At 69.4% G+C, this 18976-nt stretch carries 13 protein-coding genes and 1 pseudogene; 11 read left to right on the plus strand and 3 right to left on the minus strand.

Translation table 11 applies throughout. The features are described from left to right. Positions 1–30: 30 nt before the first annotated feature. The 4 genes from JMF86_RS28485 to JMF86_RS28500 all read left to right on the plus strand — a co-directional run bounded on the left by JMF86_RS28485 (position 31) and on the right by JMF86_RS28500 (position 3167). On the plus strand, positions 31–729 hold the full coding sequence (locus JMF86_RS28485; RefSeq protein WP_011548926.1) for an MgtC/SapB family protein: 699 nt from the start codon (positions 31–33) through the stop codon (positions 727–729). 105 nt (positions 730–834) lie between these two features. Beyond that, positions 835–2238, plus strand: a complete 1404-nt coding sequence (locus JMF86_RS28490; protein ID WP_175804397.1) for a flagellar hook-length control protein FliK — start codon at positions 835–837, stop codon at positions 2236–2238. 174 nt (positions 2239–2412) lie between these two features. Continuing rightward, positions 2413–2568: a hypothetical protein gene (locus JMF86_RS28495; protein ID WP_011548928.1), complete on the plus strand. Its 156-nt coding sequence runs from the start codon at positions 2413–2415 to the stop codon at positions 2566–2568. Positions 2569–2687: 119 nt separating this feature from the next. Beyond that, positions 2688–3167 carry a GNAT family N-acetyltransferase gene (locus JMF86_RS28500; protein ID WP_011548929.1) on the plus strand — a complete coding sequence of 160 codons (480 nt, stop codon included), beginning with the start codon at positions 2688–2690 and terminating at the stop codon, positions 3165–3167. Positions 3168–3377: 210 nt separating this feature from the next. Here the strand turns inward: JMF86_RS28500 and JMF86_RS28505 are convergent, their stop codons facing one another. Next, a complete protein-coding gene (locus JMF86_RS28505; RefSeq protein WP_011548930.1) occupies positions 3378–6443 on the minus strand; it encodes a heavy metal translocating P-type ATPase in 3066 nt (1021 codons plus the stop codon). Positions 6444–6909: 466 nt separating this feature from the next. Between JMF86_RS28505 and JMF86_RS28510 the strand changes: the two genes are divergently transcribed. Together JMF86_RS28510 and JMF86_RS28515 are read left to right on the plus strand one after the other, a co-directional pair. Then, positions 6910–8346: a DUF1254 domain-containing protein gene (locus JMF86_RS28510; protein ID WP_011548931.1), complete on the plus strand. Its 1437-nt coding sequence runs from the start codon at positions 6910–6912 to the stop codon at positions 8344–8346. Positions 8347–8497: 151 nt separating this feature from the next. After that, the gene (locus JMF86_RS28515; protein WP_011548932.1) at positions 8498–12325 is read left to right on the plus strand and encodes a DUF748 domain-containing protein; all 3828 of its coding nucleotides are present in this window, start codon (positions 8498–8500) and stop codon (positions 12323–12325) included. Positions 12326–12393: 68 nt separating this feature from the next. Here the strand turns inward: JMF86_RS28515 and JMF86_RS28520 are convergent, their stop codons facing one another. Then, the gene (locus JMF86_RS28520; protein WP_011548933.1) at positions 12394–12615 is read right to left on the minus strand and encodes a hypothetical protein; all 222 of its coding nucleotides are present in this window, start codon (positions 12613–12615) and stop codon (positions 12394–12396) included. A gap of 250 nt (positions 12616–12865) precedes the next feature. Here JMF86_RS28520 and JMF86_RS28525 point away from each other — a divergent pair, with 250 nt between their 5' ends. Continuing rightward, a complete protein-coding gene (locus JMF86_RS28525; protein WP_011694882.1) occupies positions 12866–14542 on the plus strand; it encodes an alkaline phosphatase family protein in 1677 nt (558 codons plus the stop codon). Between the two features lie 105 nt (positions 14543–14647). On the opposite strand, the gene JMF86_RS28530 is transcribed toward JMF86_RS28525, so the two are convergent. Further along, the gene (locus tag JMF86_RS28530) at positions 14648–15544 is read right to left on the minus strand and encodes a LysR substrate-binding domain-containing protein (protein ID WP_011548935.1); all 897 of its coding nucleotides are present in this window, start codon (positions 15542–15544) and stop codon (positions 14648–14650) included. Positions 15545–15704: 160 nt separating this feature from the next. Here JMF86_RS28530 and JMF86_RS28535 point away from each other — a divergent pair, with 160 nt between their 5' ends. The 4 genes and pseudogenes from JMF86_RS28535 to JMF86_RS28550 form a co-directional block, all read left to right on the plus strand. Beyond that, complete coding sequence (locus tag JMF86_RS28535; protein ID WP_041489454.1) at positions 15705–16556, plus strand: ABC transporter permease; 852 nt, start codon at positions 15705–15707, stop codon at positions 16554–16556. A gap of 7 nt (positions 16557–16563) precedes the next feature. Next, positions 16564–17607 carry an ABC transporter ATP-binding protein gene (locus JMF86_RS28540; protein WP_011548937.1) on the plus strand — a complete coding sequence of 348 codons (1044 nt, stop codon included), beginning with the start codon at positions 16564–16566 and terminating at the stop codon, positions 17605–17607. Between the two features lie 26 nt (positions 17608–17633). Further along, a complete protein-coding gene (locus tag JMF86_RS28545; RefSeq protein ID WP_011548938.1) occupies positions 17634–18722 on the plus strand; it encodes an extracellular solute-binding protein in 1089 nt (362 codons plus the stop codon). Between the two features lie 10 nt (positions 18723–18732). Continuing rightward, positions 18733–18976 (plus strand): annotated as a pseudogene (locus tag JMF86_RS28550) (ABC transporter permease); the annotation flags it as partial.

Genomic DNA, 18976 nt, shown 5'->3' on the forward strand with positions numbered 1-18976 from the left:
GGCCGGCACCAAAAAAAGGAGAGAAATCGGATGCTCAGCAACCTGGAACTCGTGATGCGGCTCGTTCTCGCGGCGGCGCTCGGCAGCGTCATCGGCTTCGAGCGCGAGCGCCTGTCGTGGGCGGCCGGCCTGCGCACGCACATGCTGGTGTGCGTCGGCTCGACGCTGATCATGATCGTGTCGGCGTTCGGTTTTGCCGACGTGCTCGGCACCAGCGACCACGTCGTGCTCGATCCGTCGCGGATCGCCGCGCAGGTCGTATCGGGCATCGGCTTCCTCGGCGCGGGTTCGATCCTGCTGCGCGGCGAGATCGTGCGCGGGCTGACGACGGCCGCGAGCCTGTGGTCGGTCGCGGCGATCGGCCTGGCGGTGGGCGGCGGGCTCTATGTCGCGGCGATTTCCGCGACGATCATCATCCTGATCATCCTGGCCGGCATCAAGCCGCTGGAGCGGCGCTATTTCACGGTGCGCCAGCGGCGCCAGCTTGCGTTGACGGTCGCGAGCGGCACGCTGACGTTCGATTCGCTGCACGCGGCGCTCGGCCCGGACAGTGCGCGCGTGAAGCAGTTCATCGTGCAGCGTGCCGACGACGCGGGGGAGCAGGACGAGGTGCGCATCGCGCTGGCGCGCGTATCGGAACTCGAATACAAGGCCATCTGCGCCAAGCTGCGCGCGCTGCCCGGCGTCACGCGCTTCGACGGCGGGAACGGGCTGGCGGGCGACGAATAGCGTGACTCGATTGCGTGACTCGGTTGCGGGGCGTGCGACAATGGCCGGCCACCGATTCCGTTCGACATCCGGGTTCGCGTCTGCGGGCCCCGCTATCCGATTTCCATGACCGAATCCGTTTCCACGCCTCGCTCCCGCTCCCGTTCCACCCGTTCGTCGGCCCGTTCGCGCCCGCGCTCGGCCGCTGCCGCAGGCAGCACGTCCGCCAGGGCGACGGCGCGATCCGGCAGCGCACCGGCCGGCGACGCGCCGCGCGACGAACGGACGCTCGACCTGTTCGGCGATCCGGTGCTGGAGCCGGGCGAGCGCATGCCGGTGACGGCGCACGAGGAAGCGCTGGTGGAAGCCGATGCGGCGGCCGTTGCCGATGACGGGCGACAGGCTACGCTGGACGGGTTCGTCCCGCCGGCGGATGCGGCGGCAACGCATGCGGAAGCGGAAAGGACGGCGGCGCAGGATGGGGCGGTCGAGGCCGTTTCCGTTTCGACACCTGAAGGCGATGTGGCCGCGAACGTCGACGGCGCATCGGCAGAGGGGCTTGCAACGCAGGCCGCCGATTCGCCTGCGGTCGATGGCGGCGTAACGCAGATCGACGTGCCCGCGGTCGACCGCGCCGCGAACGCGGAGACGAAGCTGGAAGCCGAAGATGGCGCTGCGGCGCAGGCGGCGGAGTCGCCAGCGGCAAATGGCGAAGTCGCGAAGCCTGTCGTCGAGGCGGCGGTCGTCAAATCCCGCGAAGGGAAATCTTCGGGCGACGCCGTGAAGGAGCGCCGCGCGTCATCGGGCAGCAAACGCCGGGTCGCTGCCGGCGCCAATGAAGCGGCGGCGACGCCAGCCGCACCGGTTGCGACGAGCGTCGATTCGAAGCCGGAAGCGGTTGACTCGAACCTGCCGCTGGTCGTCGCCGCGCCGGTCGAGCCACAGACGCCGGCACAGCCGACCCAGCCGACCCAGTCGGCACAGTCGGCACAGTCGGTGCGGCCGCTCGAACCGGCAATCGCCACACCTTCCGCGAAGCCCCGCGACACGACCCCGCAGCCCGACGTTTCGCCGTCGCCGGTTGCGCAGCCGGCGGTATCCGCCGCCTCGTTCGTGACCAAGCCCTCGTCGGAGCGCCCGCAACCGCCCGCGCCGGCCTTCGATCCAGACACGCACCTGCGCCCGCTGACCGACCGGCTCGCCGCGCTGCAGTCCGACGTGGACGGACTGACGCGGTCGGCCGATCGCGAGATGCGCCGCGTCAACCGGCTGCTGCTGGCGCTGGCCGTCGTCGTGCTGGTAGGGCTCGTCGCGCTGGTGCTGCAAACGCGGCAGATCGCGCACCTGAAGCAGGACGTGGCCACCCAGCAGCAACGGATCGATCGCCTCGCGGCCGATCTGTCGACGCAGCAGGCCACGCTGATGACGCTCGAGGAGCACCACGAAGCGCTCCTGTCGCAAGTCGACCGGCTTCAGCGCAGCGCGAACCGCGAGGCGGCCGTCGCGAAGCGGGTTCGTCGCACCCGCTAACGTTTCGACCCTATCCTGACAGCCCGATGCAGCAAGGATCGCCGCTTCCCGCCGGCGATCGGCTGTCGCGCGGGTGCGGCAAACCGATGCAGTTCGCTGGCAGAGTTCAGGGAAAACCCTTAGAATGGAGGCGTTCTAAGGGAAAACCCTAGCCATATCTGTCAGGAGTCTCACATGAGCTTCATCTTCGCCCTGCTGCAAAAAATCGACGACCTGTTCGTGTCCCCGCACCTGCCGCTCGACGCCGAATACTCGTACGCCGCACGTCACGCCGAAGCCGAGCGCGTGCGCCGTGCAAACCTGGTGCCGATCGTCCTGTACCGTCGCTGATTCGCTGATTCGGCGCGGCGTCCGCCGTACCTGCTCGCCCGTTTTCCACCGCCGCCTCGCGCGCCGGTGCGACCGTCCCGTTACACTGGAAGTCCGATTCCGTTCACGGCGACCGGGCCATGCTGCAGATGCGGCCGATGACGGCCGGCGAATTCCACGCGTACCGCACGCGAGCCATCCACGGCTACGCGAGCGATCTCGTTTCCTCCGGGCAAAATGCTGTCGAAGACGCGGCCGATCGTGCGCGCGCCTGTTTCGACACGCTGCTGCCGGACGGCCTGCTGACCGCCGGCCAGACCCTCGTCACGCTCATCGACGGCGCCAGCGGCGACACGGTGGGCGACCTCTGGTACGCGATCGTCCCCGAAGGGCCGAACCGCACGCTGTTCATCTACGACCTCGACATCGTCCCGTCCCGGCGCCGCCAGGGCTGGGCCACGCGTGCGCTCGATGCGCTCGACGCCGAGGCGCGTCGCTACGGCGTCACCGAGATCGGGCTGTCGGTGTTCAATCACAACGCGGCGGCGCGTGCGCTGTATCGTTCATGCGGCTTCGTGCCGATCACCACGACGTTGATCAAACCGGTCGTGTCGGACTGAATCCGCGGGCTCGCGATGCATCGTCATGGGGTTGTGCGATTCGGCACACTGCGTAGCTGGCCAATGCCGGCACGCTCCGTGATCCTCTGACCGCCCACCGCCCACCGCCCACCGCCCACCGCCCACCGCCCACCGCCCACCGCCCACCGCCCACCGCCCACCGACCGCCGAACGGCCCATTCGGCTATCCCGCCTTCACGGCCCGCCGCATCAACGCGCGCGGCCTTTCCATCTCCGCAGCAGCAACGCGTTGGTCACGACGCTGACGCTGGAAAACGCCATCGCCGCGCCCGCGATCACCGGGTTCAGCAAGCCGAGCGCCGCGAGCGGCACGCCGACCAGGTTGTACACGAACGCCCAGAACAGGTTCTGCTGGATCTTGCGGTACGTGCGTTTGGAAATGTCGATCGCATCGGCGACGAGCGCCGGGTCGCCGCGCATCAGCGTGATGCCGGCCGTGTGCATCGCGACGTCGGTGCCGGTCGCCATCGCGATGCCGACGTCCGCCGCGGCGAGCGCGGGCGCATCGTTGATCCCGTCGCCGACCATCGCGACGACGCCCCCGTGCGTGCGCTTCAGCTCGGCGACGACCCGCGCCTTGTCGTCGGGCAGCACCTGCGCATGCACTTCGCCGATGCCGAGCGCCGCCGCGACGGCCGTCGCGCTGCCGCGGTTGTCGCCCGTCACGAGCGCACTCGCGACGCCGCGCGCCGACAGCGCCGCGATCGCGTCGCGGGCGCCCGGCTTCACGGTGTCGCCGAAGGCGATCAGCGCGAGCACCGCGCGCGGCGCATCGGCACGCATCAGCCACGAGATCGTGTTGCCCGCGCGTTCGAGTTCCGCCGCGCGCGCATCGAGCGCCGGCGGCACCGCGATGCCGAGTTCGTCGCGCCAGCGCGTGCTGCCGAGCGCAAGCTGTTGCCCGCCGACGTGCGCTTCCACGCCGCGCCCGGCCACCGCGCGCGCATCGGTCGCGACGACCGACGCGGCTGCGCCGCCCTGTGCGGCCACGTCCGCGTCGTGCGCGACGACCACCGCACGCGCGAGCGGATGGTCGCTCTGCCGCTGCACGGCCGCCGCGAGCGCGAGCGCTTCGGCGCGCGGTATGCCGACGGCGTCGAACGCCGTCACGGACGGTTTGCCTTCGGTCAGCGTGCCGGTCTTGTCGAACGCGATCACGGTCGTGCGTTGCGCAAGCTCGAGCGCTTGCGCGTCCTTGATCAGCACGCCGTGCCGGGCCGCGACGCCTGTGCCGGCCATGATCGCGGCGGGCGTCGCGAGACCGAGCGCGCACGGGCACGCGATCACGAGCACCGCGACCGCGTTGAGGATCGCGGTTTCCGTCCCGGCGCCGGCGATCAGCCAGCCGACCAGCGTCAGCACGGCGATGCCGAGGATCGCCGGCACGAACACCTCGCTGACGCGATCGACGAGCCGCTGGATCGGCGCCTTCTCGGCCTGCGCGGATTCGACGAGGCGGATGATGCGCGCGAGCGTCGTCTCTGCGCCGATCGCGGTGGTTTCGACGACGAGCGCACCTTCGCCGTTGATCGAGCCGGCCGTGACGGCGTCGCCATCGTCCTTCGGCACGGGCAGGCTTTCACCGGTGATCAGCGATTCGTCGATGTGCGAGCGGCCCGACACGATCCGTCCGTCGACGGGCACGCGCTCGCCGGGCCGGATGCCGACGCGCGTGCCGACGCGCACCTGCGACAGCGGCACGTCGCGTTCGACGCCGTGCTCGACGACGCGCGCACGGTCGGGGCGCAGCGCGTTCAGCGCGCGGATCGCCTCGGTGGTCTGGCGCTTCGCGCGCGATTCGAGCCACTTGCCGAAGCGCACGAGCGTGACGATGACGGCCGACGCTTCGAAATACAGATGGCCGGGATGCGCGGGATCGCGCAGCAGCATCCACAGGCTCAGCCCGTATGCGGCCGACGTGCCGAGCGCGACGAGCAGGTCCATGTTGCCGGTGCGTGCCTTCACCGCATGCCAGGCCGCGCGGTAGAAGCGCGCGCCGAAGCCGAACTGCACGATCGACGCGAGCACGAGCTGAAGCCAGCCGGGCAGCATCAGGTCGATACCGAACGGTGCGGCGAGCATCGGCGCGACGAGCGGCGCGCTCAGCACGGCGGCGCCGATCACGAGGTTGCGTTCGCGAATCGCTTCGCGGCGCTTGCGTGCGTCGGGGTCCTGCGCGGGGCTGGCTGGCTGTAAGTCGGCGCCGGCCGGTGCGCTGGCGGGTGACGCGGCCGGAAGCGACGCACGGTAGCCGGCTGTGGTGACCGCCGCGATCAGCGTGGCGGCGTCGAGTGCGCCGGCGCCGTGCACCGACGCGCGTTCGGTCGCGAGGTTGACCGTCGCGCGGGCGACGCCCGGCACGGCGGCCAGCGCCTTTTCGACGCGGCCGGCGCAGGACGCGCACGTCATGCCGCCGATGTCGAGTTCGACGTCGGCGGAAGCGGGCGTGGCAGCGGAAGTTGCGGGCCGAGCCGAGACGGCGATCGGTGTTGCGCCGTAGCCTGCCTGTTTCACCGCGTCGGCAAGCTGCGCGGCGGACACGTCGTTCGACGCGTCGACCGTTGCACGTTCGGTTGCAAGATTGACCGATGCACGCGTGACGCCCGGAACCTTCGCGAGCGCCTTCTCGACGCGCGACACGCAGGACGCGCAGGTCATCCCGTCGATGTCGAGTTCGATGTTTGCGGGCGCGGTGGGCAGGGTAGGGACGCGGGCCGGGACGTCGGTGTCCGACGCCGTCGGCGTCGCGCCGTAGCCGGCCTGCTTCACGGCATCCGCCAATTGCGTGGCCGAAACGCCGGCCGATGCGTCGACCGTCGCGCGTTCGGTCGCGAGGTTGACCGATGCACGCGTGACGCCCGGCACCTTGACGAGCGCCTTCTCGACGCGCGACACGCACGACGCGCAGGTCATGCCATCGATATCGAGTTCGATCGTCGTGGCGGCAGCCGGCGCAGACGGCGTTGCGTCGGGCGTCGCGTGCGCCACCTGCGTGGGCGCAACCGCTTCGCCGGCCGCGTCGCGCACCGCGGCGCGATAGCCGGCCTCACGGACGGCGTCAACGAGCTGATCCGGCTCGACGGTCTCCTGCGCGGTGACCGTCGCCGTATGCGCATCCAGATCGACCGCCGCATCGACGACGCCCGGCACGGCGGCCAGCGCGCGCTGCACGCGGCCCGTGCAGCCGCCGCAATGCATGCCGTCGACGTTCAGCTCGATCGTTTGCAGCGCCGCGGAGGCAAGTGGTTCAGTCATGTCGGATTCCCCAAAAGCGCGGTTCGTGCCGCGAATGGTTCCAGTATCAACATTCCCATGATGGTAAGGTCAAGCGTCGGCGACGATGCGACGCAGGTCGATGCGCACAGGGTGTCACAACGCAGGAAAAGCGATCGCCCGGCTTCCGTACGGACAGCCGGTGAGCGCTGAAGCGCCGAGCTTGGCGCTCGCGAGGCGTTTACGGGTCGATGTTCCCGATGCTGTTCCAGATTTTTGCGGAATCCCGTGAACTATTTCAGATTTTTTGACGATTCGGCTAGCGTTTTACCCGTTATTCGGCATATTGGGGGATGCCCTTAGGCGCTATGATACCGGCCTGACATCAGCGCCCCACCGTTACGAAACGTAGCGAAACGGTCATCCGGGCACGCTGGGGTGCCTTGCTTCGCCGTTCGCAAGACGAACAGGGCGTTGACTGAAAAGAACGATATTCGGCCAGTAATCGATGATTGAAAACCAGCGAGAATCAGTTTCTCTGCGACGCGCATGCGCGTCGCTGGCCATTGCGGCGTTGCTTGCGGGATGCGCGTCGCAACCGGACGCGATCCAGCGGAAAACCGGCTGGATGCGCGCGGAAGTCGCCGACTCCTATATCTATGCGTATCCGCTCGTGCTGATGGACGTCGCGAAGGAGGCGGCGACGGGCGGCGACGGCGCGCAGCCGGGGCAGGCGCCGCTCAACACGCTGCGCCACGCGCAGGCGCTGCCGCCCGTCGGCGCGGTCAATCCGCCGCTGCCGGGCGTCGACACGCTCGACTCGACCGGCTGGCTCGACGTCGCCGCCGAACCCATGATCGTCACGCTGCCCGACACGCGCGGCCGCTACTGGGACGCACGCGCGCTCGACATGTGGACGAACGTGCTGTGGTCGTCGTCGAGCGTCGCGGCGCGCGGCGCCCGTGGCGCCGGGCGATCGCAAACGATTGCCTTCGCCGCGAAGGACTGGCAGGGCACGCTGCCGAAGGGCGTACAGCGTGTCGACGTGCCGTCCGCCAATGCGTGGCTCGAAGTGCGGCTGCAGACGAGCGGCGGGCGCGATCTGACGAACGTGAAGAAATTGCAGCGCGCGATCCGCGTGGTGCCGCTGTCGGTCTACACGGGCGCCGAGCGCGGCGCATCGGTCGCGGTCCATGCGGGCAGTGCCCCATCCGAAGCGGTGGGTGGCGGCACGCCGGCCGAACAAGTGACCGCGCTCGACCCGAAGGCGTTCTTCACGCGCTTCGCGCGGGCGCTGCAGGACAATCCGGCGCCGGCCGACGACGCACACGCGCAGGAATCGCTCGGCGACATCGGCGTGACGGCCGGCTACCCGGTGCTGTGGACGGGCGACCGTCTGACGGCCGCGACGGCCGGCGTCGCCGAGGCGCGCGCGCGGCTCGCGACCCCGCCGTCGAACCTGCTGAACGCGAACGGCTGGACCTGGCTGGGCGATACGGCCGGCAAGTACGGCCAGGACTACGCGCTGCGCGCGTATGCGGCCTACACGCAGTTCGGCACCGCGACGCGCGACGACGAGACGCTCGCGATCACCCGCGTCGACAGCGACGGCCACGCGCTGAACGGCGCGAACCGGTACGTGCTGCATTTCGCGCCGGGCGCGCTGCCGCCGGTGCGCGCGTTCTGGACGCTCACGCCGTACACCACCAACGGCGCGTTGCCCGACGTCGGGTCGGCGCGCCGCTCGCTCGGCGATCGCGACCGGCTGCGCCGCAACCACGACGGCTCGATCGACATCGTCGTGTCGGCGTCGCCGGGCGGCACGCATGCGGCCAACTGGCTGCCGGCGCCGCGGACCGATTTCGCGCTCGCGTTGCGCCTCTACGCGCCGAAGCCGCAGGCGAGCGACGGCTCGTGGATGCCGCCCGTCGTCGTCCGGAAATGAACGGTTGACCGCCGCCGTTGTCCGATCGGCGGGCGCGGCGGCGGCGCCCGACCGCCGTACCGTCACCTCCTGAGCCTATACTTTCGGGATAGCGTGCGCGGCCGCCCGGTTCCCCGGTGCGGCCCGGCATCCATTCCCGAGATATTCAAGCATGGCAAGCGCAGACAAAGAAACCGTACCCTCGACCCTCCATGCCCTCGGTGGCGTTGCACGCTCGCGCCGGACCCGGCGTATCGGCATCGGCGTGCTGATCTTCCTCGTTTTGTTCGGACTGCTCGGCTTCTTCGCGGCGCCGCCGCTGATCCGCCATGTCGCCGAACAGCAGTTGAGCAAGCAGCTCGACCGGCCGGCCACGATTCAGCGCATCGCACTGAACCCGTACACGCTGAACCTCGAAGCCGACGGCATCCGCCTCGGCGAGCGCGGCGGCCAGGGCGACTTCATCGACATCGGCAAGCTCGTCGTGAGGCCGTCGTGGTCGTCGCTGTTCCGCGGCGCGCCGATCGTCAACGAGGTCCGGCTCGATTCGCCGCGCTTTCACGTCGTTCGCTACGACGCGCAGCGCTTCAACTTCACCGACCTGATCGAGAAGTTCTCGTCGCCGACGCCGAAGCCCGACAGCAAGCCGACGCAATTCTCGGTGTCGAACATCCAGGTCAACGACGGCCGGATCGATTTCGACGATCGCCTGCTGAACGAAAAGCACGTGGTCGACAACTGGACGCTCGGCATTCCGTACATCGCGACGCTGGCCTCGAAGACCGACATCTTCGTCGAGCCGAAGCTGCGCGCGCGCTTCGACGGCAGCCCGATCTCGATCGACGGCAAGACCAAGCCGTTCGCGCAGTCGCGCGAATCGGAGATCGCGCTGAAGTTCGACCGCCTCGACGTGCCGAAGCTGATCTCGTACGTGCCGGCGAAGCTGCCGGTGGCCGTGACGAGCGGCCTGCTCAGCAGCAACCTCACGGTCAATTTCGTGATGAGCGGCGAGACGCCCGCGCTGCGCGTGTCGGGCACCGTCGACCTGAGCGACGCGAAGGTGACCGACCGCGCGTCGGCGCCGCTGTTCGCCGCGCGCGGCGTGCACATCGCGGCGGCCGGGCTGGAACCGCTGCGCAACGCGATGCACTTCGACGAGATCCGGCTCGACCAGCCGGTGGTCGATCTGTCGCGCGACAAGCAGGGCGTGCTGAACGTCGAGAAGCTGGTCGCGCAACCGGCCGCCGCGCCGAAGGCCGCAGCCGGCAAGCCGGGCGCGTCGGCCGTCGCCGTTTCCGGTGCGTCGGCCGCGTCTGGCGCCACCGTCGCCGCCGCCAGCGGCGCGAAGGCCGAAGGAAGCGCCGCCGCGAAGGCCGCGCCGCCGCTCGACCTGACGATTCGCCATGTCGCGATCGACGGGGGCACGATCAACGTCGACGACCGCGTGCCGGCGACGCCGACCGCGCTGTCGCTGACGAAGCTCGCCGCGACGCTCGACGGCTTCTCGCTGCAGGGCAAGACGCCCGCCAAGTACACGCTGTCGACGTCGCTGTCGCGCGGCGGCGACGTGAAGGCCGAAGGCGCGTTCAACCTCGCCGCGAAGCAGGCCGACACGAAGCTGACGGTCGCCGCGCTCGCGCTGCCGGCGCTGCAGCCGTATCTCGGCGAGGCGACGCGCGCGCGCGTGCTCGACGGAACGCTCGGCGCGACCGTCAACGCGAAGACCGACTGGGGCAAGACGCCGCTCGCCGCGGAAGTCGCCGACAGCACGGTCAGCCTCAAGTCGCTGAAGATCGCCGCGCCGGACAACAAGGCGCCCGCGATCGTGCTGCCCGACGCGAGCGCGAAGATCGCGAAGATCGACGTCGCCGCGCGCACCGCCGAGATCGCGAGCGTCGACACGAGCGGGCTCGCGCTCGACGTGAAGCGCCTGAAGGACGGCAAGATCGACCTCGCGGCGCTGGCCGAACCCGCGCAAGCCGCGGTGCCGCCGCGCACGGTCGCGCGCAAGGCCCAGGCCGCCGCGCCGTCGTGGCACTACCGGATCGAGGCGCTGAACGTGAAGGAGGCGTCCGCGAACTTCACCGACCTGTCGACGCCGCGCCCGGTGAAGCTGGCGATCAAGCCGCTGGAGCTGTCGGTGCAGAAGGTGAGCGACGACCTGACGAAGCCGCTGCCCGTGCAGCTGAAGGCGACGCTGAACCGCAAGGGCTCGCTGAACGTGTCGGGCGACGTGACCGCGCAGCCGCTGAAGCTCGGCCTGAAGATCAACGGCAACCGCCTCGATGCGGCCGCGTTCGAGCCATACTTCGGCAGCGCGCTGAACGCGACGATCGCGAGCGCGCTGCTCAACGCGCAGGGCAACCTGACGTTCGCGCAGGTGAAGGACACGCCGCGCGCGACCTATCGCGGCGACCTCGCGCTGGTCGACGTGCGGATGCTCGACAAGGCGACTTCCGACCCGTTCGCCGGCTGGCGCTCGCTCGCGCTGTCGAACCTGAAGGCGAACTACGACGAGAAGGGCACCGACGTCGACGCCGCGCGCGTGACGTTCTCGAACTTCTACGGCCGCGTGCTGCTCGACGCGCAGGGCCGGCTGAACCTGAAGGACGTGGTCGCGAAGGAGACGGGCCCCGCGCAGTCGCTCACGCGCGACGCGAGCAAGGGCGAGCCGGTGCCGCTGTCGCCGGGCGTGACGCCGCCGGCCGCCGCGCAGGCCGCCTCGGCCGCGGCCGCGCAGCAGGCGTCCGTGCCGGCCGCCGCGTCGGCGACGGTGGTCGTGAAGGCCGCGCCGCAGCCGCAGAACCCGGTGCGGATGCACTTCGGCGAACTGCTGCTGCAGAACGGCCGCGTCACGTACACGGACAACTTCATCAAGCCGAACTACACGGCGAACCTCGTCGCGATCAAGGGCACGGTCGGCGCGTTCGGCACGGATTCGACGACGTCCGCGCCGGTCGACGTCGCCGCGAACCTCGCGGGCAACGGGCCGATTTCGATCAAGGGCTCGGTGAACCCGCTGATCGAGAAGCCGGCGCTCGACCTCACGGCCACCGCGCACGACATCGAACTGACCAACCTGACGCCGTATTCGGCGAAGTACGCGGGCTATCCGATCACGAAGGGCAAGCTCAACGTCGACCTGCACTACCAGCTCGCGAACGACCAGTTGTCGGCGAACAACCACATCTTCATCGACCAGCTGACGTTCGGCGATCGCGTCGAGAACGACACCGCGACGAAGCTGCCGGTGAAGCTCGCGATCTCGCTCTTGAAGAACACGCGCGGCCAGATCGACGTGAATCTGCCGGTGTCGGGCTCGCTGTCGAATCCGGAGTTCAGCGTCGGCGGGCTGATCTGGCACGCGGTGCTGAACCTGATCGCGAAGGCCGTCACGTCGCCGTTCACGCTGCTCGCGAATGCGTTCGGCGGCAGCGGCGGCGAGGATCTCGGCTACGTCGAGTTCGCGCCGGGCTCGTACGCGTTGACCGACGCGCAGCAGAAGAAGCTCGACACCGTGGTGAAGATGCTAACCGAGAAGCCGTCGATCCGCCTCGACCTGATCGGCCGCGTCGATCCGGCGCAGGACACGCCGGGCCTGCGCGACGCGTACGTCGAGCGGCTGGTGCGCCAGCAGAAGCTGAAGGACGTGGTCGGCCAGGGCGAGAGCATCGATCCGATGTCGGTGAAGGTCGACAAGGCCGAATACTCGAAGTACCTGACGCGCGCTTACAAGGCCGCCGACTTCAAGAAGCCGCGCAACTTGGTGGGCCTGCAGAAGACGCTGCCCGATGCGGACATGAAGCAGGCGCTCGCCGATCACGCGCCGGCCGACGACAACGCGCTGCGTGCGCTCGCGCAGCAGCGCGCGCAGGCCGTGCGCCAGTATCTCGACGGCAAGATCGATTCGAGCCGCATGTTCGTCGTCGCGCCGAAGCTCGACGCGAAGGGCATCTCGGACAAGGGCGCGACGACCCGCGTCGACTTCGGGCTGCAGTAAGCGTTACCGCCGCCCGTCATCCCTCATCCGCCGCCGTGCCCGCACCCGTCGGGCGTGGCGGCTTTTTTTCAGCGTCCGGCGATCGCCGGTTCGCGCTTGTCCAGCTCCTTCCTCGCGGCCAGCGGCAGACGCGCGTCGTCCCACTGCGTCAGCCATTCGACTTCTTTCGCGGTAAACACCTGTCCGTAATTGCGCAACGCGTACTGCAGCGCGTCGACGACGTGATGGCGAATGATTTCGGGGGTACGTGCATCGTCCAGCACGAACCGGAGAGCTTCCAGGGTTGACATAGTCGTGCTCCGGGTCAGGGAAAACCCTTTATCACACGCCAATAGTCGCGGGCCAAGTCGAAAAAAATCCCGTCGCACGGGCCGGCGCACGCGAGGGCCGCGGATTGCGACCCCTTCATGTCATTTGCGATTGGTTACGTTTGACAGAGAACAGAAAGCCCCGCTTCATCCGACCGCCGCATGGCCCGGCGATATTTTGCGCGCCTGATGGCAGGTCACGCAGTTCAACATCAATCGATGAGGTGGGGTGATGATTTCCAGGTTCGTCAAGCAACGAAACATGGCGGTGATGGCGGCGGGCGCGCTGGCGCTCGCAAGCGCGGGCGTGCATGCGGCGCAACAGGACGGTAACGCTCAGGGCGAGAGCAACGGCCGGCCGAGCCGCGTCGTGAAGCACGTGCTGCTGCTGAGCATCGACGGCCTGCACGAGCAAGATCTGGCGCGCTGCATCGGCGCGAATACGTGCCCGAACCTCGCGGTACTCGCGAAGAGCGGCGTGACGTACGCGAATGCGTACACGCCGGGGCTGTCGGATTCGTTTCCCGGCCTCGCCGCACTGGTGACGGGCGGCTCGCCGAAGACGGCCGGCCTGTTCTACGACGTGTCGTACGACCGCAACCTGTACGCGCCGAGCGACACGACGTGCTCGGGCAAGCAGGGCTGGAACGTCGTGTTCGACGAGACGACCGGCATCGATGCGCAGAACGGCGGCGCGCTCGTGCACCTCGACGGCGGCGGCGCGTTCAATCCGCAGGCGATCCCGCATGCGAAGGTCAACGGCCAGTGCGTGCCGGTCTACCCGCACGACTACGTGAAGACCAACACGGTGTTCGAGGCCGTGAAGGCCGGCGTGCCGAATGCGCGCACCGCGTGGGCCGACAAGCACGCGTGGGGCTACGACTGGCTGAACGGCCCGTCGGGCACCGGCGTCGACGACCTGATGCGCACCGAGATCAATTCGATCGACCCGGCGACCAACACCGACTATACGGACGTCTACTCGCATACCGCGCGCTTCGACAACCTGCACGTGCAGGCGCTGATCCGCCAGATCGGCGGCCGCGATTCGACCGGCACGAAGACCGCGCCGGTGCCGACGCTGTTCGGTGCGAACTTCCAGACGCTGAGCGTCGCGCAGAAGGCGCCGGTCGCGAAGGGCGGCGGCTATCTCGACGCCGACTTCACGCCGAACGGGCAGGTCGCGAACGCGATCACGTATGTCGACGACGCGATCGGCCACGTCGTCGCGGCGCTGAAGCAGGCGAACCTGTATTCGTCGACGGCCGTGATCGTCACGTCGAAGCACGGCCAGTCGCCGAGCGATCACACGAAGCTGGTGAAGAACGGCGACACGCTGACGAAGCTGCTCGAAGCGAACAATTTCCTCGATCCGAACGGCAACTTCGGCCAGAACAACACGACGACGGGCAACCTGAACGACGGTTCGGGCCTGGTCGGCACGGGCTTCGTGCAGACCGACGACGTCGGCCTGATCTGGCTGCGCGACCGCAGCCAGCGCACGGCCGTCGTGCAGACGCTGAAGGCGAATCTCGGCTGCAACGCGCCGGGGATCTGCGCGGACGGCCCGCAGGCGTACGTGCTGTACGGCGCGGCGCTGGCCGACCGCTTCGGCGATCCGGCCAACGGCCGCACGCCGGACATCGTCGTCCAGCCGAATCCGGGCGTGATCTATACGTCGAGCACGAAGAAGGACGAGGAGCACGGCGGCAACGCGCCGGACGACAGCCACCTCGGCCTGCTCGTGTCGTATCCGGGCATTCATCGTGCGCGCACGGTGAACGATCTCGTCGGCACGAAGCAGGTCGCGCCGACGATCCTCGCGCTGCTCGGCGCCGATCCGCGCCTGCTGCAGGCGGTCGTGGCCGAGAACACGCCGGTGCTGCCGGGGCTCGGTATCGGGCGTTGACGTGGTATGCCGGATGCCGCCGTGAGGCGGTGTCCGGCCGGCAAGCGGCGCGCGCAGCCGTGCGGCGGTGCGCGCCACTCGTTTCCGGGGCGGCGCCGTGCCGCCTTACGCGCGCGCCGCTTCGTCCAGCATCCATTCCCTGAAGCGCCGCAACGCATCGCTCGTGTCGAGGCGCTCCGGCGCGTAGCACAGGTAGTGCCCCTGCGCGTCCACGTCGACCGGTGCGTCGAACGGCTCGACCAGCGTGCCCGCCGCGAGATTGTCGAGAATCAGGAAGCGCGGCACGAGGGCGATCCCGAGCCCGGCCTGCGCCGCCTGGATCAGCACCGAATACTGCTCGAAGCGCGGCCCGGCCAGCGCGTTCATCTGCGTCGCGCGATGACGTTCCGCCCACGCGGACCACGCGATCTCCGCCTGCTCGTGCACGAGGCGCGGCGCCGCCGCCGCGTCGGCGGGCACATGCAATGCATGCCGGTCGGCGAATTCGCGCGAGCAGACCGGCACGAAGGTCCGCCCACCCAGATAGTCGCTTCGCACGCCTTCCCATCCGCCGTCGCCGTAGCGGATCGCCGCGTCGAGCCCGAACGGAAACACGTCGCCGGGCGCGAGATGGCGGCGAAAGCTCAGCGTGACGCCCGGCGCGGCGGCGAGAAAGCGCGTGAGCCGCGGCAGCAGCCACTTGGTCGTGAACGTCGGCACGCTCGCGATCGTCAGCAGGTCGCTGTTCTCCCGTGCGCTCAGCAGTTCGATCGACGCGTTGCCGATTTCGCGCAGCGGCCCGACGACGCGCGCGTGATACACCTGGCCCGCCCGAGTGAGCGCGAGGCCGCGCCCCTCGCGCACGAACAGCTTCACGCCGAACAGCGCCTCGAGGTTCGCGATCTGCCGGCTGACCGCGCTCGGCGTCAGGCCCAGTTCCCGGGCCGCATAGGAGAAGTTCAAATACTTCGCGGACGTGGCGAAGGCATGCAGCTCCGCCACGTTCGGATACAGGTGCTTCATCGCGGGCTGTTCCGTCCTTGCACAGGTCGATGCGCGCTTTTTACGTTTTTTTCATGACGATGCCATGTCGAAACCGCACACTGCGCCGGCTTCGACAACGCATGCAGGCCCGTCCGGCGGGCGTTGCGCGAGGTTTTTCCGATCGTCAGCGAGTGTATTCATGCCTGCGTCAACCACCCCGGCTCCGGCCGACGGTATTCCGATTCGTCGTAACAAACCGGCCCGGCCGCGCGTCGGGCGCCTGCTGCTGCAGGCGCTGCTCGCGGTGTTCGGCCTCTACCTGCTGTTGCCGATCGCGTTGCTGCTGGTTGGTGCCGTGGGCGAATCGTGGACGAACACGTTGCTGCCCGCCGGCGTCACCGGGCACTGGTTCGCCGATCTGGCCGCGAACCGGAGCTTCACGCGCGCGTTCGGCGTGAGCTTCATCGTCGCGCTGGCGTGCTGCGCGCTCAACGCGGTGATCGGCCTGCCGCTCGCGTATGCGCTGCATCATCGTGCGCAGGCCGGCGGCGGATTCGCGACGCGCGTCGTGATGCTGATGCCGGTCGCCGTGCCGGCGTTGACGCTCGGCTTCGGCTACATCGCGATCTTCAGCGGCGACACGTTGCCGTGGCTCGGCACGCTGCCGCTGATGATCGCGGCGCACGCGGTGCTGACGCTGCCGTATCTGCTGCAGACGCTGCTCGGCGACCTGCGGCATCTCGGCCTCGCGCGGCTCGAAGCTTGCGCGGCGACGCTCGGTGCGACGCCGCTGCGCCAGTTCGTCACGATCGTGCTGCCGAACCTGCGGCACAGCCTGTTTTCCGGCCTCGTGATGGTGGCCGCGCTGTCGATCGGCGAATTCCAGATCTCGAACCTGATCGCCGGCTTTCGCTACCGGAACTATCCGATCGTGCTGCTGCAGGCGTTCTACGGCGCGACGGGGATGGCGTGCGCCGCCACCGTCGTGCTGCTCGTGCTCGCCGTGCTGGCGACGCTCGTGTCCGTCGGCACCGTGCAACGTCTGAAGTGAGTCATCCATGAGTCTCGAATTCGAACACGTCAGTTTCCAGTATCCGGGCGCCCGTCATGGCGTCGACGACGTCACGCTGTCCGCCGCGCAGGGCGAACTGCTCGCGGTGATGGGGCGCAGCGGGTCCGGCAAATCCACGTTGCTGCGGCTCGCGGCCGGGCTGCTCGACGGCTGGCGCGGCCGCATTGCGATCGGCGGCGATGACGTGGCCGGCGTGCCCGTGTGGCGGCGCGAGGTGGGGATGGTGTTCCAGCACTACGCGCTGTTCCCGAACCTGTCGGTCGTCGACAACGTCGCGTACGGGCTGCGGATGCGCGGCGTCGCGGCCGACGTCCGGCGCCGGCGCGCGCTCGACATGCTCGAGCGGGTCGGGTTGTCGGCGCACGCGACGCGCGGCATCGCGATGCTGTCCGGCGGACAGCAGCAACGCGTCGCGCTCGCGCGGGCGCTCGTGATCGAGCCGAAGCTGCTGCTGCTCGACGAGCCGCTGGCGGCGCTCGATGCCGGTATCCGTCATCAGTTGCGCGACGAGATCCGTGGGCTGCAGCGCGCTTGCGGCGCGACGACGCTGTTCGTCACGCACGACCAGGACGAGGCGCTGAGCATGGCCGACCGCGTCGCGATCGTCGACGGCGGCCGCGTGCTGCAGGCCGGCACGCCGCGCGACCTGTACGAGCGCCCGGCGACCGCCCAGGTCGCGCGCTTCGTCGGGCACTCGACGCTGCTGCGCGGGCGTGTGCTCGCGCACGGCGAAATCGACGTGCGCTTCGCGACGCTGCGCGCGGACACGGGCACGCATCGGCCGGGTGCGGAGGTCGCGGTGCTGGTGCGGCCCGAGCATGTGCAGGCCGATCCGCCGGAACACAGCGCCAACCGCATCGACGGCCGTCGCGGCGAGGTGCGTTACTTCGGCGCGACGCAGCGCTACGACTTCATTCCGGACGGCTCGGCCGACGTGCTGCTGTGCGAGGGGCGCGAGCCCGCCTCGCGCAGCATCGCGATCGACCCTTGCCATCTGCTCGTGCTGCCGGCATCGCCGGACGCGCACTGATTCCTTTCGTTCAACGGAGATTCACGATGTTTGCAGGCTCCCCTCTTGTGAAGGCCATGCGCGCCCGCGTGCTCGCGCTGTGCGCGCTCGCGGCGCTTTCCTGCGCGGCGGCGCAGGCCGCGCCGCTGTATCCGGGCGAAGACGCGCTGTACGCGAAGGCGGCCGACGAAGGGCTCGTCGTGTCGTTCGATACCGGCCCCGAGTGGGCGAACTGGAAGGCGCTGTTCGCCGAATTCCGCAAGCGCTACCCGAAGGTCGAGATCACCTACAACGACATCGGCTCGGCCGCGACCGTCGTCGCGCTCGACAAGTCGCGCCGCCGCCCGCAGGCCGATACCGCGTACTACTTCGCGGCGTCGGCGCTCGACGCCGCGGGCAAGGACGTCGTCGCGCCGTTCCGGCCCATCAACTTCGACAAGCTGCCGGGCGTGTTCCGCGCGGCCGACGCCCGCTGGTTCGCCGTGCATTCGCTGAACATCGCGTTCCTCGTCAACCGGAAGCTCGTCAAGAACGTGCCGCAGCGCTGGTCCGACCTGCTGAAGCCCGAGTACCGCAACGCGGTGGTCTACCTCGATCCGCGCTCGACCGGGCAGGGCCAGGTCGCGGTGTTCGCGGCGGCCTATGCGAACGGCGGCAGCGTCGAGAACCCGAAGCCGGGCGCCGACTTCTTCGGCAAGCTGAAGCAGGCCGGCAACGTGCTGCGCGTCGAGGGCACGACGCCGTACGCGAAGTTCGTGAAGGGCGAGATCCCGATCCTGATCGGCTACGAGAACGACGGCCTCAAGGCGAAGTACGCGGACGGCATGGGCGAGGCGGCCGACGTCGTGATTCCGCAGGACGGCAGCGTGTCGGCGCCCTATGCGATGAGTCTCGTGAAGAACGGCCCGAATCCGTCCGCCGCGCAGCTCTGGCTCAACCTCGTGATGAGCGACGTCGGGCAGGCGCTGTTCGCGCAAGGCTACGTGCGCCCGGCGGTGCCCGGCACGCCGGTCGCGGCGGACGTCGCGGCGAAGCTGCCGAACGCGCCGCAGGTGCGCCCGCTCGATGTCGCGAAGGCGGCGGCACGCAAGGCCGAGGTCGACCAGCTGTGGTCGCAGGCCACGCTCGGCCAGTAAGGAGCACGGGATGCAGGCGTCCTTACCCGAGCGCGGCGTGCTGCGCCGCTTCGGCGCGCTGCCCGCGGTGGCCTTGCTCGCGGTGTGCTTCGTGCTGCCGCTGGCCGCGCTGGTCGATGTGGCATGCGCGGGCGGCGGCCGCGCGTTCGCGGCGGTGTGGCGCGATCCGCTCGTCGCGGATGCGATCGCGCGCTCGCTGGCGCTGGCGGTGGGCGCCGGCACGCTGTCGGTCGCCGTCGGCGTGCCGGTCGCAT

The organism is Burkholderia sp. E168m15, assembly GCF_016586105.1.
GTDB classification, from domain to species: Bacteria; Pseudomonadota; Gammaproteobacteria; order Burkholderiales; family Burkholderiaceae; genus Burkholderia; species Burkholderia orbicola.